Source organism: Nonomuraea sp. IBHARD001, from assembly GCF_056106265.1.
In genome coordinates, this window is record NZ_JBWBBW010000002.1 from 1,431,557 (window position 1) to 1,453,515 (window position 21,959).

Here is a 21,959-nt window from a genome sequence, read left to right on the forward strand (position 1 = left end):
ATATGGATATGAGGTCGGGATTCATTACATTTGCGATATCGTGGCTGTTCATGGACATCGTCCGGCATCTGCGGTACTTCACGGTCGTGGCCGAAGAACTGCACTTCGGCAACGCCGCGATCCGGCTCGGCATGGCCCAGCCGCCGCTCAGCCAGCGCATCAAACGCCTGGAGGACGAGCTCGGCGTGCGGCTGTTCGACCGGTCGGCCAGGCAGGTCAGGCTCACCGAGGAGGGCAGGCTGCTGCTCGGTGAGGCACGCGAGATCGTGCTCAGGGTCGAACGGCTCCGCGAGAGCGTCAGACCGGCCGAAGGCGGCGTGCTCAGGGTCGGCGTGCCACCCGACCTCGGCGCCGAGGTCATCGCCGCCCTCGTCGCCGGACTGCGGGAACTGCGCCCCGACGTGCGGCTCGCCCCGGCCGAGAACTGGACCGCCGACCAGGTCACGGCGCTGGCGGCGGGCACGATCGACGTCGGCGTCGTACGCCACCCGGTCGCCGTCGGCGGCCTGCGCTTCGGCGACGTGCTCGTGCAGTCGCCCGGCGTGCTGCTGGCCGAAGGCGACCCGCTCGCGAGTGGTCCCGCCGTGCACCTGGCCGACCTCGCCGGGCGCGAGCTGGTGCTGTTCCCGCGTGAGGGCGAGCCGGGACCGCATGCCGAGACCATGGCCGAGTGCCGCAAGCACGGCTTCGTCCCCGAGCGGGTCCATCACGGCATCGGGCTCGGCCTGGTGCTCGCCGGGGCGGCCGTGGCCTTCGGTCAGCCGGTCGACCTGCCGGGCGTGCGCTGGCGGCCCCTGCTCGGCTCGCCCCTCGCCTGGCGGGTGTCCACCGCCTGGGTGCACGACTCACCCGTACTGCCAGACTTCTGTACGGCGGCCGCCACGGCACTGAGAACGAGCGCGGCCATGACCGAGGAGGGCGCGGCGCCCGTGCGCAGGATCGCCACCAGACCGGCGATGGGTCTGCTGACATGAACCTCGAACAGGTCTTCTCGGCCGCCGGGGTCACCGGCTGGCTGCACGCCGTCGACCTCGACACCGGACGCGCACTCGGGCACGACGCCGACCAGGTGCTGCCGATCGCCTCGGTGTTCAAGGTGCCGCTGCTGGTGGAGTTCGCCAGGCAGGCCGACGCCGGGCGGCTCGACCCGGCCGCCCGCGTCACCGTCACAGCGGCCGACCGGGTCGGCGGGCCGACCGGCGTGTCGGCCATGCTCGACGACGCCACGCTCTCGCTGCGCGACCTGGCCTATCTGATGATCGCCATCAGCGACAACACCTCGGCCGACGTCCTGGCCGCCCATGTCGGGCTCGACGCCGTCAACACGACGCTGACCGCCTTCGGCCTCGCCTCGACCCGCGTCGAGCAGAACTGCCGGGCCATGCTCGCCGACCTGGAGGCCACCGGCCGTGCCGATGGCAACCGCTCAAGCCCCCACGACATGACCCGCCTGCTCAGCCTCATCTGGACCGACGCCGCGGCGAGCCCCGGGTCCTGCGCCTGGATGCGGGACGTGCTCGGCCGCCAGGTGTGGCCGCACCGGCTGGCCTCGGGCTTCCCCTACGACGACGTCGCCGTCAGCGGCAAGACCGGCACGCTGCCGACGCTGCGCCACGAGATCGGCGTCGTCGACTACCCCGACGGAGGGCGTTACGCGGTCGCCGTCTTCACCCGTTCGCTCAGCCCCGCGCTCACCCAGCCGAGGGCCGACGCCGTCATCGGCACCGCCGCCAGGCTGGCGGTCGACCACCTGCGCGCCTGACGCCTATGGTGGCGGCCCACCTTCGCACCCGGCCCGATATGTGGCCGGCGATGATGACTTTCGGGTGCGGCGGCGAAAGGATGGGGGCATGGTGGATGAAGGCACGCTGGTCTGGGAGCCGTCCGACGACGTCGTCGAGCAGGCTCGGCTCACCGCATACCTGCGCTCGGCCGGAAGGGCGGGGCAGGGCTACGAGGAGGTCTGGCAGTGGTCGGTCGACGACTCCTCCGGCTTCTGGACCTCGATCTGGGACTACTTCCAGGTGGTGGGTGAGCGTGGTGACGGGCCCGTCGTCAGTGGAACGATGCCGAAGGCGAAATGGTTCACGGGCGCGAGCCTGAACTATGCCGAGAACGCCCTGCGCCCCCGCGAGGGCGTCGCCGTCGTCTCCCGTTCGGAGGAGGGCGCACGCGTCGAGCTCAGCCATGCCGAGCTGCGCGAAGAGGTCGCCAGGGTGCGCGCCGGCCTGGTCAGGCTGGGCGTCGGGCGCGGTGACAGGGTGGCGGGCTATCTGCCCAACACACCCGAGGCGCTCATCGCCTTCCTCGCCACCGCCTCGCTGGGTGCGATCTGGTCGGCCGGCTCGCCCGACTTCGGGGTGCCGAGCGTCGTCGACAGGTTCACCCAGATCGCGCCCAAGGTGCTCATCGCCTCCGGGCAGTACGTCTACAACGGCAGGCGCTTCGACCGCTCGGCCGCCGTGCGCGAGATCGCCGCGGCCCTGCCCTCCCTTGAGGCCACCGTCGTCGTGGACGGCGACGACTGGGCCGACCTGCGGGCCGAGAGCGCGCCGCTGGAGTTCGAGCGCGTGCCGTTCGACCACCCGCTCTGGATCGTCTACTCCAGCGGCACCACCGGCCTGCCCAAGCCCATCGTGCACGGGCACGGCGGCGTGGTGCTCGAACACCTCAAGTCGCTCACCTTCCACCAGGACCTCGGGCCGGGCGATGTGTTCTTCTGGTACACCACGACCGGCTGGATGATGTGGAACTACCTCATCGGCGGCCTCCTGGTCGGCGCCACCGTCGTGCTCTACGACGGCTCGGCCACCCACCCGGCGACCGACGCGCTGTGGCGGCTGGCCGACGAGGAGGGCGTCACGTACTTCGGCACGGGAGCGCCCTATCTCATCGCCTCGATGAAGGCCGGGGTGCGCCCGCCCGCCTCGCTCGCGCTCAAGGGGGTCGGCTCGACCGGCTCGCCGCTTCCGCCCGAGGGGTTCGCCTGGGTGGCCGAGGTGCTGCCCGGCGTGCCGGTGGGGTCCTTCTCCGGGGGGACCGACGTGTGCACCGGGTTCGTCGGCTGGGTGCCGTTGCTGGCCGTACGGGCCGGGGTGATTCCCTGCCGGTCGCTCGGGGCCAGGGTGGAGGCGTACGACGCCTCGGGTGAGCCGGTCGTGGGGGAGGTCGGCGAGTTGGTGCTCACCGCGCCGATGCCGTCGATGCCGGTCATGTTCTGGAACGACCCCGACGGCGAGCGCTACCGCGACAGCTACTTCGCCGACTACCCGGGCGTGTGGCGGCACGGCGACTGGATCAAGATCGACGCCGACGGCTCGTGCGTCATCTACGGCCGCTCGGACTCCACGCTCAACCGGGGCGGCGTCCGCATGGGCACCAGCGAGTTCTACCGCGTCGTCGAGCGCTTCCCCGAGATCGCCGACAGCCTGGTCATCGACACCGGCAGGCTCGGCCAGGAGGGCCGCCTGCTCCTGTACGTCACGATGGCCGAGGGCCACACGCTGTCGGACTCCCTCTACATGGCCCTGCGCAAGACCCTGCGCGAGCAGCTCTCCCCGCGGCACGTCCCCAACGAGATCATCGAGGTGCCCGGCATCCCCCGCACCCTGTCGGGCAAGAAGCTGGAGGTCCCGGTCCGCAAGATCCTTCTGGGCACCCCGGTGGACCAGGCGGCCAACCGCGACGCGATGGCCAACCCGGAGGTGCTCGAACACTTCAAGCCGTGAGGCTCGCGCCGAAGTGCGGCAGGCAGGGTTCGAGGCCGTGTATGCCGATGTCCGGGCGGCGGGTCCAGGCCGCCCGGGGCAGGCGGAATCGCAGTGTGGTGGCCGCTGCGCCCTGGCGGCTGTGCAGGTCGATGCCGTCGTGCTGGTAGCCGAGCTTGCGTGTGACGGCCAGGGAGGCGGGGTTGTCGTCGAACGCGCCGCTGGTGGCGTAGTGCGCGCCGAGCCCCTCGAACGCCAGGTGCAGCACGGCCTGGCGCATCTCCGTCCCGATGCCCTTGCCGTGATGGGCGCGGCCCAGCCAGGAGCCGCTGCCGACCGAGCGCAGGACGGCGAAGTCGTCGGCGTACAGGCCCTGCGTGCCCACCACGCGTCCCTCGTGCACGACGACGAAGGTGCAGGCCCAGCTCTCCGGCTTCCACGCGCCCCACTCGGCGAACACGTGCCGCACCACGCCCAGCGCCCGCTCCTGCGGCTCGGCGACGCTCCACGGCACGAGGAACGGCATGACGCCCTCGTCGTGCACCCCCTCACGCGCTCGCTCGGCCAACTCGTCGAGGTCGTCGAGCGAGGGCACCCGAAGCTCCAGCCGGGGCGTCACCAGCCGGAGTCCGGCCATCGGAAAGTTCCGCATAGGGCGACATTCTGCTGCGCCACCCTCCGGCCGGCATCTGATTAAGCCGTCCGCCGTCCCCGGCGCTTTGCGTGGCCTGTCGCGAGCACACCGAGAAGTCGTCGGGCAGACTTACCTGAGGGATCGTACGATTGGTGCGGCTGCGGAGATCCTCGGGACCGGAGGAGAAGGGGCGCCCGGCCGAGCCGCGCCCCACGTTGACGTCTCCCGGCTTTTCGGGTGGTATCGGTACGGCGATGCATACGCCAGGTCAATGACGACCGGGCGATTTGGGGGAGGTGTCCGGTGGCTGCCATGCCTGCTGGCGACGGCCGCTGCGCCGTTCCCTCGCTCGTCCTTCCCCCGGCCGCCGTCGTGCGGGCCCGTCCCCGTGGTGCGTGCCGTCGTGTTCGCGGGGCCCGGCTGTGGGATGCTTGCTCCACCGCCCTCTCCGCGCGTGCTCTTCCGGCCTCCGACCACGAGGCCGGTCTCGCGCCGGACGTGGCGAGGGACCGAGGGGCGCACGACGCCCTCAGGCGACTGGCCGGAGATCCACTGACGCACGACCATGCGGTCGAGCGCGGGATCGGCGCCGTACCAGGGACAGAGGCCACGACGGGTGCCTCTTTCCTGGGTATTCGTACCCGTCTGCACTACTTCCCCGTGTCGTGGGAACGAAGAGGCCGGTTGTGACCGGTCCTGAATATGGCGAACCCTCACAAAGGAGTGAGAGCGACATGCCGCTCGACGAGGCCAAGGACGAGCTGCTCAGAAGCGCCGCGGAAACGTGCGCGACGGGCAGCGACCACGTCACCCAGGAGGAGGCGCTCGCCTTCCTCCGGGTCTACTACAGGCATGTGGCGCCAGAGGACCTGCTGAGCCGCAACCCGGTCGACGTCTACGGACCGGCGATGTCGCACAGGCAGCTCGCCGAGCTCCGCCCGCAGGGCAGGGCCGTGGTGCGTGCCTACACCCCGACGCTGGAGGAGAACGGCTGGGACCCCGGCCACTCCGTCGTCGAGGTGGTCACCGACGACATGCCGTTCCTCGTCGACTCCATCACCATGGAGCTCGACCGGCTCGACATCGGCGTCCACCTGGTCGTGCACCCCCAGATGCGCGTACGCCGCGACATGACGGGACGCATGCTCGGCCGGGGCCAGGAGGAGATCACCGGGCAGATGCTCGTCGAGTCCTGGATGCACTTCGAGATCGACAGGACCGGCGACCCCGCCAGGCTCAAGGAGATCGAGCACGAACTCCAGCGTGTGCTCGGCGACGTGCGCTTCGCGGTCGAGGACTTCGCCAAGATGCGCGCGCTCGCCGTACAGACCGCCGAGGACGTCGCGGTCAATCCGCCGCCGCTCGACCTGGCCGGGGTCGAGGACAGCCTCGAACTCATGCGCTGGCTCGCCGACGGCCACTTCACCTTCCTCGGCTACCGGGAGTACCTCCTGGAGGAGGGCGAGGAGGGCGAGGCGCTCGTGCCGGTCGCGGGCACCGGTCTGGGCATCCTGCGCCACGACAAGGCCGCCTCCGACAGTTTCGCGGCCGTCCCGGCCGAGATGCGGGCCAAGGCGCGTGACCGTCAGCAGATGCTGATCATCACCAAGGCCAACACGCGTGCCACCGTGCACCGGCCCGCCTATCTCGACTACGTCGGCGTCAAGCTGTTCTCGCCCGAGGGCGAGGTGATCGGCGAGCGCCGCTTCCTCGGGCTGTTCACGCACGTGGCCTACAGCGAGTCGATCAGCCGCATCCCCGTGCTGCGCCGCAAGCTCGCCGAGGTGCTCGACCTGGCCGGGATCGCGGCCGAGAGCCACGACGGCAAGGACCTCATCGAGATCCTGGAGACCTTCCCGCGGGACGAGCTCTTCCAGACCTCGACCGACCAGCTGCTGCCCATCGCGCTCGGCGTGCTGCGCCTGCGCGAGCGCAAGCAGGTCAAGCTGTTCCTGCGCCGCGACGACTACGGCCGCTACATCTCCTGCCTGATCTACCTGCCGCGCGACCGCTACACCACCAAGATCCGGCTGAAGATGCAGAAGATGCTGCTTGACGCCCTGGGCGGCAGCAGCCTCGACTACAGCGCGATGATCGGCGAATCGGTGCTGGCCAGGCTGCACGTCGTGGTCAGGGGCGAGCGGGGCAGGCCGCTGCCGCCGCTCGGCGTCGACGTCGAGGACCTGGAGGCCAGGCTGGCCGCCGTCACCCGCTCGTGGGAGGACGGCCTGGCATCGGCGATCGCCGACATGGCAGGGGAGGAGGAGGCGCCCGCGCTGACCAGGCGCTACCAGGCGGCCTTCCCCGAGGGCTACAAGGTCGACTTCCCGCCCAAGATGGCCGTGGTCGACCTGCGCCGCCTCGAACAGCTCGCCGTCGCGCCCGACGACGAGATCGGGATCAACCTCTACGAGCCGTACGACGCCGTCGAGGGCGAGCGCCGTCTCAAGATCTACAAGCTGAACTCGCCGATCTCGCTCTCGCACATGCTGCCGCTCATCCAGCGCCTCGGCGTCGAGGTCGTCGACGAGCGGCCCTACGAGGTCGACCGCGACAACGACCCCAGTACGAAGAACGCCTGGATCTACGACTTCGGCCTGCGCTACACCCCGTCGGACGAACTCGACCGCAACGACTTCAAACGCCTGTTCCAGGACGCGCTCGGCGCCCTGTGGCGGGGCGAGACACAGGCCGACAACTTCAACGCCCTGGTGCTCGCCGGCGGTCTGACGTGGGAGCAGGTCGAGATCCTGCGCGTCTACGCCAAGTACCTGCGCCAGGCAGGCACCACCTTCAGCCAGCGGTACATGGAGCGCGTGCTCGTCGGCAACGTCAGGCTGGCCAGGCTGCTCGTGCGCCTGTTCGAGGCCAGGCTCGACCCCAAGCGCACCGACGAGGTCAGGATCGACCTGTGCGACGCGCTGCGGGAGGAGATCCTCGGCGCGCTCGACGACGTCGCCTCGCTGGACGAGGACCGTATCCTGCGGGCCTATCTGGAGATGATCCAGGCGACGCTGCGCACGAACTACTTCCAGACCGGGCCCGACGGGCGGCGCAAGCCGTACATCTCGCTGAAGTTCGATCCGCAGGCGATCAGCGTGCTGCCGTTGCCCAGGCCCAAGTTCGAGATCTTCGTGTACTCGCCCCGGGTGGAGGGCGTGCACCTCAGGTTCGGCAAGGTCGCACGTGGCGGGCTGCGCTGGTCCGACCGCATGGAGGACTTCAGGACCGAGATCCTCGGCCTGGTCAAGGCGCAGATGGTGAAGAACACCGTCATCGTGCCCACCGGGTCCAAGGGCGGGTTCGTCGTCAAGCGCCCGCCCGCGTCGGGCAGCAGGGAAGAGATGCTGGCCGAGGGCGTGGCCTGCTACCGCATGTTCATCTCCGGCCTGCTCGACGTCACCGACAACCTGGTCGACGGCAAGGTCGTGCCACCGGCCGACGTCGTACGGCACGACGGCGACGACACCTATCTCGTCGTCGCCGCCGACAAGGGCACGGCGACGTTCTCCGACATCGCCAACAGCGTGTCCAAGGACTACGGCTTCTGGCTCGGCGACGCCTTCGCCTCCGGCGGCTCGATCGGCTACGACCACAAGGCGATGGGCATCACGGCCAGAGGCGCGTGGGAGTCGGTCAAGTACCTCTTCCGCACGGCGGGCCTCGACACCCAGACGACCGACTTCACCGTGGCCGGGATCGGCGACATGTCGGGCGACGTGTTCGGCAACGGCATGCTGCTGTCGCAGCACATCAGGCTGGTGGCCGCCTTCGACCACCGTCACGTCTTCATCGACCCCGACCCGGACGCCGCCAGGGGCTTCGCCGAGCGCAGACGCCTGTTCGACCTGCCGCGCAGCTCGTGGGAGGACTACGACGCGACGTTGATCTCGCCGGGAGGCGGCGTCTACCCGCGCACCGCCAAGTCCGTCCCGATCACGCCGCAGGCGCGCGCCGCGCTCGGCATCGCCGACGGCGTCACCTCGCTGGCGCCCAACGACCTCATCAGCGCCATCCTGCGCGCCCCCGTCGACCTGCTGTGGAACGGCGGCATCGGCACCTACGTCAAGGCGTCGTCCGAGTCCAACCCCGACGTCGGCGACAAGGCCAACGACGCGCTCCGGGTCAATGCGGCCGACCTGCGCTGCAAGGTGATCGGCGAGGGCGGCAACCTGGGCTTCACCCAGCTGGCCAGGATCGAGTTCGCCCTCAACGGCGGGCTGGTCAACACCGACTTCATCGACAACTCGGCCGGTGTCGACACCTCCGACCACGAGGTGAACATCAAGATCCTGCTCGACCAGGTCGTCCGGGACGGCGAGCTGACCGACAAGCAGCGCAACCAGGTCTTCATGCAGATGACCGACGAGGTGGCCGACCTCGTGCTGCGCGACAACTACGCGCAGAACGTCGTGCTCGGCGCCGCCCGCGCCCAGGCGCCCGCGATGCTGCACATCCACGCGCGCTACCTGCGCCGCCTGGAGCGCGACGGGCTGATCAACCGCGAGCTGGAGTTCCTGCCGTCGGACAAGCAGCTGGCCGAACGCCGCCAGACCGGACTCGGCCTGACCGGGCCCGAGTTCTCCGTCCTGCTCGCCTACACCAAGATCGTCGTGGATGCCGAGCTGCTCGCCTCCGACCTGCCGGACGACCCGTACCTGGCCAACTGGCTGGTGTCGTACTTCCCATCGGCGCTGCGCACGCGCTTCCGCTCCTACATGGACGCGCATCCGCTGCGCCGCGAGATCATCACGACGTGTGTGGTGAACGAGCTGGTCAACTCCACCGGCACCACGTTCATGTACCGCTTCAACGAGGAGATCGGCGCCTCGGCGCCCGACATCGCCAGGGCCTACCTCGTCACCAGCGAGGTGTTCGACACGGCCAGCTTCCACCAGGCGGTCGAGGCGCTCGACAACAAGGTCGACACCGCCACGCAGCTCGCCATGCTGCTGGAGGGGCGCAAGCTCACCGAACGCGGCACCCGCTGGCTGCTCGGCAACCGCCGTCCGCCCCTGGACATGGCGGGCACGGCCGCCTTCCTGGTCAAGGGCGTCAACGGCCTGCTGGCCCACCTGCCCAAGATGCTGGCCGGGCCCGACCTGGCGGCGTTCGAGGACAGGCGCGACTCCTTCGTCGCCAGGGGCGTGCCCATGGAGCTGGCCGAGCGCGTGGCCGCGATGGTCCCCGCGTACTCCACCTACGACCTGGTGGAGATCGCCTCCTACACCGGCAGGCCGGTCAACGAGGTGGCCGAGGTGTACTTCGACCTGGCCGACAGGCTGCAGCTGGCCCGGCTGCGCGAGCGCGTCATCGCACTGCCGCGTGACAACCGGTGGAACGCCATGGCACGCACCGCGCTGCGCGACGACCTCTACGCCGCGCACGCGTCGCTGACCCGGGACGTGCTGGCGCACAGCACGCCGGGCTCCTCGCCGGAGGAGCGGCTGGCGCGCTGGGCCGAGGCGAACTCGGCGGCCGTCGCCCGGTCCCGGCAGACGCTGTCGGAGATCTGGGAGAGCGACCACTTCGACCTGGCGACCCTGTCGGTGGCCCTGCGCGCCATCCGTACCCTGGTCGCGACCAGCAGCCTGCCGCACACCGAGTAGGTCGGTGCGGGCCCGGGGCCTCGATGGCGGTCAGTCGCCGAAGCCCCGGGTCACGCCGCCGTTGTAGGCGATGACGGTGGCCGAGGTGGCGACCGGGATCTTCGCGACGTACTGCTGGGTCTCGGAGATCTTCAGCGAGCGGCGCAGCACATGGGTGCCGATGAGCCAGCGCGCGTCCTCGGGCACCGGGATGTAGTCGTCGACCGCCGTCTTGGTGGTGACCGTCGTCGTGCGCATCAGGGAGTACTGGATCAGCGCGCCGCCGTCGGTCGTGCGCAGCGCGTAGACCGGGTAGTCGCCCGCACTGAAGATCGAGTCGTAGCCGAACCCGTCGCCCTTGGCCTGCTCGCGATCGGCGACGATCTTCGCGGCCGTCTCCGTCGTGTACGGGCCGGGTGCGATGAGGCCGGCCGCGATGCCGCTCGGCCCGGCCTCGGCCACGGTGGCGTGCAGCGGCGCCATGAACTTCGGGCTGATCTCCATGCTCGTGTCGTCGCCGGGCACGGGAACGGCATAGCCCTCGGCGTCGAACTTCACCGAGGGCAGCTCCTGGCCGGCCAGCAGCAACGACAGCGAGGTCAGCCGCCACTCGCCCAGCTTGGCGAACGTCAGCACGGCCGTGCGGTCGTCACGCTTGACGACGGCGGTGAACCACAACACCTCGCCCGCCGCCAGCCTGGGCACCAGCAGCGTCGGCGAGCCCCAGGTGTGACGCGGTGCCTTGTCGCCGGTCGACTCGAAGATCGCGGCGGTCAGCTGCGCCTGCCCGTTGGCGGTCAGCTCGGTGGCCAGGCGCGGCTCGCGCCCGGCGCGCAGCAGGTCGTCGGTGGCGACGAACGTGCGGAACGCCTTGGCCGCCTCGACCTTGGTCACGGCTGGCGGGCTCGGCGAGGGCGAGGGCGACGCCGTCGGGGAGGCGACGGGCGAGGAGGAGGACGAGGAAGCGGCCACGGGGGAGGGTTCGGCCTGCTCCGAAGCCGAGCAGGCGCTCACCGCGGCCAGCAGGCAGGCCATGAAGATCACCCCGTACGCACGCACCGGCCCATGCTAGTTGCAGAAGAGGGTGCGAGGGTCGCGTACCCTTTCTAGACGTGGCAGTCATCGATCCGGCAGAAGAGATCAACGAGCTCGCGGGCACCCTGCGGAGCATCCAGGACGTGCTCGACCTCGACGCGATGCGCAAGCAGATCGCGGAGCTGGGCGAGCAGGTTGCCGCACCCGACCTCTGGGACGACCCCGAGCAGGCGCAGAAGGTCACCAGCAAGCTCTCCCACCTGCAGAGCGAGCTCAACCGGGTCGAGGCGCTCGCCTCCCGGGTCGAGGACCTCAAGGTCCTCTACGAGCTCGCCGCCGAGGAGGACGACGAGGACACCAGGCTGGAGGCCGACAAGGAGCTGGCCTCGCTCAGGACCGACGTCAACGCCCTGGAGGTGCGCACCCTGCTGTCCGGCCCCTACGACGCCCGCGAGGCGCTCATCACGATCAACTCGCAGGCCGGTGGCGTCGACGCCGCCGACTGGGCCCAGATGCTGATGCGCATGTATCTGCGCTGGGCCGAGCGCAAGGGCTACTCCACCGAGGTCTACGACACCTCCTACGCCGAAGAGGCCGGGATCAAGTCGGCCACCTTCGTGGTCAAGGCGCCCTACGCCTACGGCACGCTGCGCGGCGAGCACGGCACGCACCGGCTGGTGCGCATCAGCCCCTTCGACAACCAGGGGCGCAGGCAGACCTCGTTCGCGGGCGTCGACATCGTGCCCGTCGTCGAGCAGACCGACCACATCGAGATCAACGAGGACGATCTGCGCGTCGACGTCTACCGTTCGTCGGGGCCCGGCGGCCAGGGCGTCAACACGACCGACTCGGCCGTGCGCATCACCCACCTGCCGACCGGCATCGTCGTCTCCTGCCAGAACGAGCGCTCCCAGCTGCAGAACCGCGCCTCGGCGATGAACGTCCTGCAGGCCAAGCTGCTGGAGCGCAAGCGCCAGGAGGAGGCCGAGAAGATGTCGGAGCTGCGCGGCGCCACCACCACCTCGTGGGGCACCCAGATCCGCAACTACGTGCTGCACCCGTACCAGATCGTGAAGGACCTGCGCACCAGCACCGAGGCGGGCAACCCCACGGCGGTGCTCGACGGCGACCTGGACGAGTTCATCGAGAGCGAGATCCGCTGGATGCGGCGGCTGGAGTCGGGCGTCGACGCCTAGCACGTGCGATGTGACGGCGGCCCGCCGAAGTCCCGCTGGAGTGGCGTGCTTGGACGGGCCCCGGCCGGAGTTCGCGCCTGGGGGCGTTGCGGGCCTGCCGTACTTGCCGAGACGGTGGTCAGGCGCCGGTGAGGTGCTTCAGCGTGAGCGAGAGCAGCAGCAGCGTCAGCAGGATCAGCCCGATGAGCATGGGCGAGATGCCGTTGTTGTGCATGCGCTCGCGATGGGCGCGGCACAGGGCGCAGCGCCCCTCGATGACGGGGTGCGCGCACTGGGCGCAGACGAGGTGTTCACAACTCATGTCGCCCTCACTCTAGTCGCTCTCAAGGCCATGGAATCGTTTTGTTTCCGTTATGGACGTTCCATGCCAGTCTTCCCCCTAGACTGTGCTCCAGCCAACCGGAACGTCGATCATCGGTAAAGACGCCCCCGGCTGGCGGGCGGCGGAAGTGGGCTTGTGCCACCCTCGCTTCCGTCCAAACCCCTAGACTGGCATGCCGTGATGCGCTCGTGATCCATTTCGATAATGTCACCAAGGTCTATGCGAACCAGAACAGGCCCGCTCTCGACCACGTGTCTGTAGACGTGGACAAGGGCGAGTTCGTGTTCCTGGTCGGCCCCTCGGGGTCCGGGAAGTCCACCTTCCTGCGCCTCATCCTCAAGGAGGAGCGTCCTAACTCCGGTGCGATCCACGTCGCCGGGAAGGACCTCGCCAGGCTGTCCAACTTCAAGGTGCCGCACCTTCGCCGCCGCATCGGGTGCGTGTTCCAGGACTTCCGGCTGCTCCCCAACAAGAACGTCTACGAGAACGTGGCGTTCGCCCTGGAGGTCATCGGCAAGCCGAGGCGGTTCATCCGCAAGGTGGTGCCCGAGGTCATCGAGCTGGTCGGACTGGAGGGCAAGGCCCACCGCATGCCCGACGAGCTGTCCGGTGGCGAGCAGCAGCGGGTCGCGATGGCCCGCGCGTTCGTCAACCGGCCGATGATCCTGCTGGCCGACGAGCCCACCGGAAACATCGACCCCGCGACGAGCATCGGCATCATGAAGGTGCTCGACCGCATCAACAGGACCGGCACCACGGTCGTCATGGCCACGCACGACGCGGCCATCGTCGACTCCATGCGCAAGCGCGTGGTGGAGCTGGAGGACGGCAAGATCGTCCGCGACCAGTCGCGTGGCGTCTACGGCCAGGCGTACTGAGCAGGGAGTTACGGGTACAGCATGCGGGCGAACTTCATCTTCTCCGAGGTCTGGATCGGCCTCCGCCGTAACCTGACGATGACGATCGCAGTGATCGTCACCGTCGCCGTCGGCATGGCGCTCCTCGGCGTCGGCTTGATGATCAACGCTCAGGTCTCGATGATGAAGAGCTTCTGGGACGGCAAGGTCGAGGTCTCGGTCTTCCTCTGCCAGAAGGACTCGCCCTTCCCCAGCTGCAAGGGCGACGACGGGGTCAACGACCAGGAGCGTCAGCAGCTCCAGGCGCTGATCCAGCAGATGCCTCAGGTCGAGAAGGTCGATCATGAGAACCAGGAGATGGCCTTCAAGAACTTCAAGGACAGCTACGCCAGCAACCCGGTGCTGATCTCGGCCGTGCAGGTCAAGGACATGCCCGAGTCGCTGCGCGTCAAGCTGAAGGATCCCACCCAGTACGCCTCGGTGATCCAGCCCTTGCAGAGTCAGAAGGGCGTGGCCAGCGTCATCAACCAGCAGGACATGCTCAACACCTTCTTCGGCCTGCTGGAGAAGCTGCGCTGGGTGGCCCTGGTGATCGCCTTGGTCCTCGTGCTGGCGGCGACGCTGCTGATCGGCAACACCGTGCGGCTGTCGGCCTACAACCGGCGGCGGGAGACCGGCATCATGCGGCTGGTCGGCGCGTCCAACCTCTACATCCAGCTGCCGTTCGTGCTGGAGGGGGTCATCGCGGGCCTGGTCGGCGGTGTGGTCGCCGCGATCATGCTGATCGTCGCGAAGGTGTTCATCTTCGAGGAGGTCCAGAAGTTCCTCGCGGTGGGCAGTCAGCTCGGCTGGGACTCGGTCGCCTCGGTGATCACCCTGACGATGGTGGTCGGCGTCGTGATCTGTGTGCTGGCCTCGTTCGTGACGCTGCGTCGCTACCTCAGGGTCTGACGCGGCGTTCGCCTGGGTGTTCGACGCCTTCCGTACGATTCTGGTCCGCGCCGCGGGCCGGTAAGGTCGAAGCATGCCACGTGAGACCGGGCGCAAGCTCATCGCCCAGAACAAGCGTGCCCGCCACGACTACCACGTCGACGACACCTATGAGGCGGGCCTCGTGCTGACAGGCACGGAGGTGAAGTCGTTGCGCCTGGGCAGGGCGTCGCTGGTCGACGGCTATGCGACGATCGACGACGGCGAGGCGTGGTTGCTCAACATCCACATCCCCGAGTACACGATGGGGACCTGGACCAACCACGCCGCGCGCCGCAAGCGCAAGCTGCTGCTGCACCGCAAGGAGCTCGACAAGCTCAGTGCGAAGATCAAGGAGGGCGGTCTGACCCTGGTCCCGCTCTCGCTGTACTTCAAGGACGGCCGGGCCAAGGTGGAGATCGCCCTGGCCCGGGGCAAGAAGGACTGGGACAAGCGCCAGACGCTGGCCGAGCAGCAGGCCAAGCGGGAGATGGCCCGAGCACTGAGGTCGCGTCACCGGTGATGCGCATGCGCAGGACCTTGGCCGCCACCGCGGTGCTCGCGGTGTCCGGGATGACGCTGACCGGCTGCTTCGAGGAGCCGTCCGCGCATGAGGCCGTGCGCGACTTCCTGGTGGGCTGGCAGTCGGAGCGCTACGACCTGGCCGCCGGGCGCACCGACGCCGACCCCGCCGTCGTACGCAAGGCGCTCGACGACGCCAAGCGCAACCTCGACGCGGCCTCGTTCCGCTTCAAGATCAAATCGATGACCCGTGAGGGCACCGAGTCCGAGGCGCTGTTCGAGGCGGAGGTCGACCTCGGCGAGAACAACGAGCTGTGGCGCTACGAGAGCAGGCTGCCGCTGCACCTGGTCGGCGGGCACTGGAAAGTACGCTGGTCGCCCAGCGTGCTGCATCCCAAGCTCGGTCCCGGCCAGCGTTTCGCCGTGGAGATCAAGTCCGAGGGCCGTCAGCCGGTCCTCGACCGCAACTCCGAGCCGCTGCAGACCGACGACACCTTCTATGTCGCCGGTGCGACGCCCTCCACGGTCGAGGACGACGTCAAGCTGTGCGAGCAGCTCGCCGTCGTGACCGGGTTCGCCCAGGACCGGCTGCTCAGCCGTATCCGCTCGGCTCCGCCCAACACCTTCGTGCCCCTGGTGACGTTCGGCCGGGCCAAGTTCGTCAAGCTGAGCACCAAGCTGCGTGCCATTCCCGGCATCGTCATCCAGGAGCAGCAGCAGCCCGTCGCGCCCGGCGCCCCCGAGCAGATCGTCGGCAAGGTGAGCGCGGTCACGCCGCAGAGCGAGCAGAAGCTCGGCGGTCCGCAGCGCGCGGGCGACTCCGTCGGCCAGGGCGGCCTGCAGAAGGCCTACCAGGACCATCTGACCGGCTCCACCCAGACCTCGGTCATCACCCTCGACCTCAAGACCAGCCAGCAGGTCGCCGTCCTGGACAAGTGGCCCGGCCGTCCCAACGCCCCCGTGCGCACCACGATCGACGGCGGTGTGCAGCAGGCCGCCGAGCGCGCGGTGCGGACCTCGGCGCGGCCCGTCGCCCTGGTCGCCGTCGACGCGCCCACCGGGCAGATCCTGGCCGTCGGCACCAAGGAGATGCACCAGGAGCGCGACGCCCTGGCCGGGAAGTTCCCCGCGGGCACGACGTTCTCCATCGTGGCGGCCCACGCCCTGCTCAAGGGCGGCCTCGACCCTCAGCAGAAGCTGGCCTGCCCCGCGGAACGTTCCGTCGGCGGGGTGCGCTTCCAGCAGACGGGCGTGCCCGCCGGCACCGTGCCGACCCTGCGCGGCAACTTCGCCAACGGCTGCGTCACCGCCCTGGCCTCGCTCTCGCGCCGGGTCGCCGGATCCGACCTGGCCTCCAGCGCGCTCAATCTGGGGCTCGGCTCGGAGTGGAAGCTGCCGCTGAAGTCGTTCAGCGGCGACGTCCCCGCCCTCGACACCGATGCGGCCAAGGCCAAGGCCATCGCCGGGCAGAGCGTGCGGGTCAGCCCGCTGGCCATGGCACTCGTCGCCGGGGCCGTCGCCTCGGGCACCTGGCATCCGCCGCTGCTGGTCACCAGGCCGGACTCGCCGGACCCAGCCGCCGAGGTCCTGCCCGCGACCCCGCCCGCCGCCAGGCCGATCGACGCCAAGCTGCTGGCCCCTCTGCGCACCCTCATGCGCGGCGGCGTCGCCAACGGCACCGCCAGCGCCGCGGCCGTACCCGGTTCCCAGGTCTTCGGTATCACCGCGGTCGTGGCGCACGAACGCAAGCAGCTGCACTGGTTCGTCGGCTGGCAGGGCGATGTGGCCGTCGCCGTACTCGTCGAGAACGGCGACCCCGCCGCCCTCGCCGGGGCGTTCTTCGGCGGTCTGGGCGGCTCGCAGCAGGGGTCTGGCGACACACAGTAAGAAAGTTGTCACTGCGAGCAACCTATGTCCGGTCCGTTGGCGTCTTTCCCTATGACTGCGGCCTGCTCGGGGGGTTGTGGGCCTCAGTCGTGGTGATGAGTCCAGGACTTCATCTCGGGGGAAGTTCTGTCCATCAGGACCGGCTCGACCCTGCCGGTCGGCCCTCGGGGATGCGCGCTAGTGTGCCGTGTTCCCGGGGGCTTCCTGGTGTCCGGGGCCTTGCTCGCGGGTGTCGCGGGAATTGAGTTGGCATGGCGGGCGTTGTCACCGGTATCGTCAGTGGTGCACGCACCCTCGGGCGCGTGTTGACAACTGCACAGGGGGTGACTGGTTTCGACTTTGACTTTGCAAGTCAGGAGAAGCGGGCCGAGGACTGCGGACATAACCTCGTTAATCCTGTGACCGCAAACTACAAGTGCCAATTCTAAGAGCACTGTGGTGAGCCAGGGCGACCTGGCTCTCGCCGCCTAAGCGACGAAACCACTGTCGGCCTGAGCACGCCTTCGGCTCAGGGTCCGGCATCGCTAGAAGGCTCAACCGATCAACCCGGCCACGGGGATGATCGGGAAATCTAACAGTGGCTGAGCCTGTCGGCGTCTTGCCTGTGTGATCGCCGGGGCTGAGAAAAGCACAACAGGCTGCGCCCGGAGAAGCCCTGCCTTGGGGTTGAAGGACGCGGGTTCGATTCCCGCCACCTCCACTGTGTTCCGCGTCGTACGCGCGGGATGGATCGCATGAGGGCGATCGGTCGGCTTTTCGCCGGTCCGGTCGCCTTTTTGTTGTTTTGGGCGGTCTGGGAGATGACCTACCGGCCTAGCGTGACGTCGCGCATGAAGCGGGCGTACGACAGTTGGCCGTATGTGGTGAGTTCGTGGGCGATGGTGTGTTCCTCCTGGAGGAGGGTGTGGTGGGTGGCGCGTGCGGTGGACAGGTGCTGGTTGGCCTCGTCCAGGGATTGGGTCGCGACCATGAGTTCGGCGGTGTGGCGGTCGGCCCTGTGCTGCAGCGCGTGGGTGTGTAGGCGTTGGAGGTCGTCGCGCGCCTTGTCGCGTAGGCCCTTGGTGTGTGAGCGCCTGGCCTTGAGGTCGGCCTCCTCGGCGGCCGAGCGCGCCTCGATGGCGCTGCGCCGGGCGGCGGGGAGCACCTGGGGGACCGACGGGTGGCGTCTGGCCGCGTTCAGATGTCCCTGACGCCAGGCGAGCAGGGATGTCGCGCGTGACTCGCCCACTCCCGCCACATGGACCGAACGCCCATTACGGAGCGTAAGACGTACCTCCGGGGTCGGATAGCCGGTGGACACATGCGCGACGGCGACGAAGTCGGCAGGGGTGGAGATACCTTGCTCCGCGAGCCTGGTCACGGTGGTGCCCCCGATCCCGGAGATCGAGCCTGCCCGCAGCTCGATACGCCGCAGGTACGCGTCCACGTGCTGCTGCTGCAGTTCGTCGAGGGCGCGTTGCAGTTCCCCTGACTTCCTGCCCGCCAGCATCTGTATCTGCTGGTCCAATGGATTGAGGTGCTGGGCCGTTGTCCGGTCGAAGTGCCCGAGTTCGCGCTGCTGGGTCTCCCTGAGGGCGTGGACGTCGTTCGTGTACGCCGTTGCGTGCCGGTTGTTGTCGAGCTGGACCTGGTCGCGTCGCTTCTCGGCGTCCGCTGTCGTCTTGAGGGCCCTTCTGGCCTTCCAGCGCGCCCGATCCAGGCGAACAGCGACGGCTTTGCGCGCCCGTACCTCCGGACGCAGGGCGTGGACGCCCCTCGTGGCGACGGCGCCGAGCAGCAGGCCCAAGGCCGAGGCCACCCAAGGGAATCCGGCCAGCCACACGACGAGGGCCGCGGTGACGCAGAGCCCGAGAAAGACCACCCGGGCAGCGACGAGGAAGGCTTCCTGAGGTCTCTGGGAGACGACGACGGGAGGAGCTGGCGTCAGATGGCCACTCATCCAGCCGGGAAGCCCTGCGGGCGGCGACGACGCGGGCGGGGCCGGTGCGATGGCGACGGTTCGCAACGGGATGAGCGCCGGCACATCCGACGTCGGCCAGCGGGACAGGTCGGCGACGAAGGTGGCCAGCTGCCTGAGGTCGTCGGCGTTGTGCCCGGACAGGGCCGACATCCTGCCGCTGCGTCCCGCGAGGTCCTCGTCGGTCAGGAGAAGGTACTCGCCGCCCTGCTCGTGCAGGACCTGCCACAGCGTGGGATCGAGGGCGACCGCCACCAGCGACAGGTAGATCAGCCAGGTGGAGAAGTGATCCACGTCCGGACCGAAGTCCGTGGTGGCGCGGTGGGGCGACTGATAGTGGCGATGCCCGTGCTCGGCCGCCGCCAGGCCGTGCAGCGCGGGCACGTACATCCCGTCGTAGTCGACGAGCCTGAGCGTGCCGTCGGCTGCCACCAGGAGGTTGCCGTGCTGGAGATCCCCGTGCGCGATGCCCGCCGCGTTCAGATCGGCGGCGAGTACGGCGAAGCGCTCGGCCATGCCGAGCAGTGCGCTGCGGTCGCCGAGACGGGATTCGACCCAGCTGATCAGGCTGACGGCCTCGACCCACTCCATCCGGAGGATCGGGTACCTCTGACCGTGCACCATGATGCCGGTCGGCTGGTACTCGAAGTCGATCTTCCAGTGGTTCGAGAGTCGCCCGAGGTGGTCCGACACCGCACGGTAGCGCCGCTCCTGGTCCGGCACGTCCCGGGTGAAGCACTTGACGGCGTAGCGTTCGCCGGTCGCCGTCCGGATGGAGAACACGCTGGCGAAGTTGCCCGATATCGGCTTCGGCCTGCCGAGCTTGTCGGTTTGCGGCACCGCCGAGCGCAGTTTCGTGTCCAGGAAACAGAGGCCGGGGTTCTGCAACGCCTCGACATAGTCGCTGCCGTTGGGGAAACGCCGTCCTGCCATGGGTCACCACACATTCACGTGGATCACGGTGACGTCGTCGTTGCGCATGCCGCCGTTCGCCCGCGCCTCCTCGACGAACTCGGGGAAGTCGCGTCCGTCGGCGGTGCCCAGATCGCGCAGGATGCTCCAGGGACTATTGCCCGCCTCCGCCTCACGCAGGAACCAGGCGGCGATGGCGTCGCTGCACAGATAGACGTCGTCCTGCTGGCGTACGCCTCCCGAGGCGATGGCCACGCGATCGGCGATGAGACGGGCATCGTGGTTGCGGCTGTTCAGCAGGTCGGGATCGGTGCCGAAGGCGTCGCTCCCGGACAGGGGGAAGGCGCGGATGAGGGTGTCGTCGCGGACCTGGAACAGGCAGCAATCGCCGATCACGGCCGCGAACCAGCGCCCCTCGTCCTGCGACGCCGGGGAGTCGTCGTCCGGCGGCGGGCCGAAGCCCACCGCAAGCAGGGTCGCGTATGCGCCACGCTCCAGCTTGGGCTGCTCGTACCACTGGATGGGGCGGTTGTCGGCCTCCCTCCTGGCGGTGTACGCGCCGAGCGTCCTGTCCCAGGTCGCCGATGCCGAGACCGCCTCCCTGCCGAACGCCTCGGCGCAGCGGAGGGCTTCGACGGCCGTCTGGGCGAAGTGATCGACCAGCGACTGCGCCCACAGCCCCGCCAGCACGCTCTCCGACGCCCCGTCGGACAGGGCGATCCTGAGTTCGGCGACGTCGGTCTCGTCGTCGGCCGTGAGGGGATGGATGCGGTAGGCGTCTTCGTACTCCTCGGCCCGGCCGCCGCCCTTGTGCAGGTGGAAGGAGGCGACCGAGCCCGGTATCCGGCTACCGGAGGTCGGTCGCACGGGTGCCGATGTCGAGGAACTGCACCACCGAGGTGATGTCGGCGTTGTAGACGAAGCCGCGCGTGGCGTCGCTGACGGCGAAGCCCTCCTGGCCGGCGTAGGAGCGCATGTGCGACGGCAGCGGGCTGGACATGCCGAAGAGGGTGCGGGCGTAGGTGTCGGGGAGCGCGGCATCGGTGTCGGGGAAGGTGACAGGCGAGCCTCCGGCGTCCGAGACGTGCAGGTTGAACAGCAGCACGCCGCCGTCCGCACTCGCGAGCGACCTGATGCCCGCGGCGGGTACGGTCGGGTCGCCGTCGTTCGCCTCGCCGTCGGTCAGATTGAGGACGATGGGCGGAAAGCACGTGGGGTGCTCGCCGAGCCACCCGTCGACAAGCCGATGCGTATGCTCGAGCGCCTGCCGCATCGGCGTGCCGCCGTTGCACACGGGGTCCATCCACACGGGGAAGCGCACCGACGTTTCCACCAGGCCGCCCGCGCCGTCCGGAACCTTCTTGACGCGTTCCTCCAGGCGTGCCGGATGCTCGGCGATCTGACTGAGGGGTACGAGATCGCGGCCGGCGAGTGGGCCCGCGAAGGCGGAACCTATGGTGTTGTGGCCGTAGCCCACCACCGCGACATGGAAGTAGTCGCGGACGCCCTCTTCCTTGGCGCATTTCACCGAAAGCTCGGTGAGCAGCCGATTGATGGCGTCGGCGACGACCGCCGCCTTGCTTTTCGGAATCTCGCCGCCGATGGGATCGCCCATCGAAGCGGATTGGTCGACGAGAAAGACAAGGCAGGTGGGGTTCGTCCGGCTGATCTCAGCCGTATAGGGCATGGTCCAGTCCTTTCACACGACGCAGGCCATACGGAGCGGTGAATGCGCGGACAGTGGCGTGATCTGCGCCCAGAGTAGGCGTGCGGCCAGTGTGAATCTCGGGTTCGCGCAATTTGTCAGGTTGCGAACGGGTCACACGGCTTCGTCTTCGGCCAGCATTCTCACCGAGCGGGAGGGCAGCAGGGTGACGGTGCCCATGAGCCAGTCGGCGAGCCGGTCGCGTTCGACCAGGACGAGCGGTTGGCGTGCCGAAAGGGCTTCGAGCCTGGCCTGTTTCGTCAGGCGGCCCGAGGTGACGAGCACTCCCGTGTGGCCGTCGAAGGCATTGGCCAGCGCGCCGAGGAAGTTGCGCACCTCCGGCGCGCCCACCGATTTGCTGTACCTCTTGCACTGAACGGCATAGCGGCCGTGTCCGGGTGCGAAGGCGGTGATGTCGACCCCGCCGTCACCCGCGCGCCCGCGCTCACGCACCTGACGAAAGCCATCGGCGATCATCCGCTCGGCGACGAGATGCTCGAATGCCGGGCCGGACAAACGGTCGACCTTCTCCAGTTCGACATTGGCGGCGAGAAATCTCCGCCTGTCCGCCTCGACCATTCGGTGCCGGAGAACGAGCCCCGCCGTGAACAGGACGGCCAGCACGGCCGTTATTCCTGCGGCCCAGCCCGGATACGCACTCGCGAACC

The 21,959-nt window shown here is 69.0% G+C and carries 16 protein-coding genes and 1 other RNA gene; 10 read left to right on the forward strand and 7 right to left on the reverse strand.

Translation table 11 applies throughout. The features are described from left to right. The first annotated feature begins 50 nt into the window (after positions 1-50). The 3 genes from ACTWNK_RS08890 to ACTWNK_RS08900 all read left to right on the forward strand — a co-directional run bounded on the left by ACTWNK_RS08890 (position 51) and on the right by ACTWNK_RS08900 (position 3,728). On the forward strand, positions 51-974 hold the full coding sequence (locus ACTWNK_RS08890; protein WP_474303385.1) for a LysR family transcriptional regulator: 924 nt from the start codon (positions 51-53) through the stop codon (positions 972-974). Next, the gene (locus ACTWNK_RS08895) at positions 971-1,762 is read left to right on the forward strand and encodes a serine hydrolase (protein WP_474303386.1); all 792 of its coding nucleotides are present in this window, start codon (positions 971-973) and stop codon (positions 1,760-1,762) included. The genes ACTWNK_RS08890 and ACTWNK_RS08895 overlap by 4 nt, the downstream gene beginning before the upstream one ends. An 88-nt stretch (positions 1,763-1,850) precedes the next feature. After that, the gene (locus ACTWNK_RS08900; RefSeq protein WP_474303387.1) at positions 1,851-3,728 is read left to right on the forward strand and encodes an acetoacetate--CoA ligase; all 1,878 of its coding nucleotides are present in this window, start codon (positions 1,851-1,853) and stop codon (positions 3,726-3,728) included. On the opposite strand, the gene ACTWNK_RS08905 is transcribed toward ACTWNK_RS08900, so the two are convergent. After that, on the reverse strand, positions 3,718-4,359 hold the full coding sequence (locus ACTWNK_RS08905; protein WP_474303388.1) for a GNAT family N-acetyltransferase: 642 nt from the start codon (positions 4,357-4,359) through the stop codon (positions 3,718-3,720). The two genes, ACTWNK_RS08900 and ACTWNK_RS08905, sit on opposite strands and share 11 nt — an antisense overlap. 716 nt (positions 4,360-5,075) lie before the next feature. Here ACTWNK_RS08905 and ACTWNK_RS08910 point away from each other — a divergent pair. After that, a complete protein-coding gene (locus ACTWNK_RS08910) occupies positions 5,076-9,950 on the forward strand; it encodes an NAD-glutamate dehydrogenase (protein ID WP_474303389.1) in 4,875 nt (1,624 codons plus the stop codon). Between the two features lie 30 nt (positions 9,951-9,980). Here ACTWNK_RS08910 and ACTWNK_RS08915 read toward each other — a convergent pair whose 3' ends face one another. Continuing rightward, positions 9,981-10,988 (reverse strand): DUF8094 domain-containing protein, encoded by a 1,008-nt coding sequence (locus ACTWNK_RS08915; protein ID WP_474303390.1) that lies wholly within the window; start codon positions 10,986-10,988, stop codon positions 9,981-9,983. Positions 10,989-11,041: 53 nt separating this feature from the next. On the opposite strand from ACTWNK_RS08915, the gene prfB reads away from it, so the two are divergent. Next, positions 11,042-12,160 (forward strand): peptide chain release factor 2, encoded by a 1,119-nt coding sequence (gene prfB, locus ACTWNK_RS08920; RefSeq protein WP_474303391.1) that lies wholly within the window; start codon positions 11,042-11,044, stop codon positions 12,158-12,160. Positions 12,161-12,278: 118 nt separating this feature from the next. Here the strand turns inward: prfB and ACTWNK_RS08925 are convergent, their stop codons facing one another. Beyond that, complete coding sequence (locus ACTWNK_RS08925; RefSeq protein ID WP_474303392.1) at positions 12,279-12,461, reverse strand: hypothetical protein; 183 nt, start codon at positions 12,459-12,461, stop codon at positions 12,279-12,281. Between the two features lie 209 nt (positions 12,462-12,670). Here ACTWNK_RS08925 and ftsE point away from each other — a divergent pair, with 209 nt between their 5' ends. The 5 genes from ftsE to ssrA all read left to right on the forward strand — a co-directional run bounded on the left by ftsE (position 12,671) and on the right by ssrA (position 17,420). Next, positions 12,671-13,360, forward strand: a complete 690-nt coding sequence (gene ftsE, locus ACTWNK_RS08930) for a cell division ATP-binding protein FtsE (RefSeq protein ID WP_091079803.1) — start codon at positions 12,671-12,673, stop codon at positions 13,358-13,360. Positions 13,361-13,381: 21 nt separating this feature from the next. Continuing rightward, complete coding sequence (gene ftsX, locus ACTWNK_RS08935; protein ID WP_474303393.1) at positions 13,382-14,290, forward strand: permease-like cell division protein FtsX; 909 nt, start codon at positions 13,382-13,384, stop codon at positions 14,288-14,290. A gap of 73 nt (positions 14,291-14,363) precedes the next feature. Next, on the forward strand, positions 14,364-14,831 hold the full coding sequence (gene smpB, locus ACTWNK_RS08940; RefSeq protein WP_474303394.1) for an SsrA-binding protein SmpB: 468 nt from the start codon (positions 14,364-14,366) through the stop codon (positions 14,829-14,831). A gap of 5 nt (positions 14,832-14,836) precedes the next feature. Next, positions 14,837-16,717 (forward strand): penicillin-binding transpeptidase domain-containing protein, encoded by a 1,881-nt coding sequence (locus tag ACTWNK_RS08945; RefSeq protein WP_474303395.1) that lies wholly within the window; start codon positions 14,837-14,839, stop codon positions 16,715-16,717. Positions 16,718-17,036: 319 nt separating this feature from the next. After that, positions 17,037-17,420, forward strand: a transfer-messenger RNA (tmRNA) gene (ssrA, locus tag ACTWNK_RS08950). A 102-nt stretch (positions 17,421-17,522) separates the two neighbouring features. On the opposite strand, the gene ACTWNK_RS08955 is transcribed toward ssrA, so the two are convergent. From ACTWNK_RS08955 to ACTWNK_RS08970, 4 genes are all read right to left on the reverse strand, one after another. Next, a complete protein-coding gene (locus ACTWNK_RS08955) occupies positions 17,523-19,607 on the reverse strand; it encodes a protein kinase family protein (protein WP_474303396.1) in 2,085 nt (694 codons plus the stop codon). Between the two features lie 3 nt (positions 19,608-19,610). Further along, complete coding sequence (locus ACTWNK_RS08960; RefSeq protein WP_474303397.1) at positions 19,611-20,453, reverse strand: hypothetical protein; 843 nt, start codon at positions 20,451-20,453, stop codon at positions 19,611-19,613. After that, a complete protein-coding gene (locus ACTWNK_RS08965; RefSeq protein WP_474303398.1) occupies positions 20,434-21,273 on the reverse strand; it encodes a vWA domain-containing protein in 840 nt (279 codons plus the stop codon). The genes ACTWNK_RS08960 and ACTWNK_RS08965 overlap by 20 nt, the downstream gene beginning before the upstream one ends. Positions 21,274-21,405: 132 nt before the next feature. After that, entirely contained in the window at positions 21,406-21,915 is a 510-nt protein-coding gene (locus ACTWNK_RS08970) for a restriction endonuclease (protein ID WP_474303399.1), read from the reverse strand. Positions 21,916-21,959 lie beyond the last annotated feature (44 nt).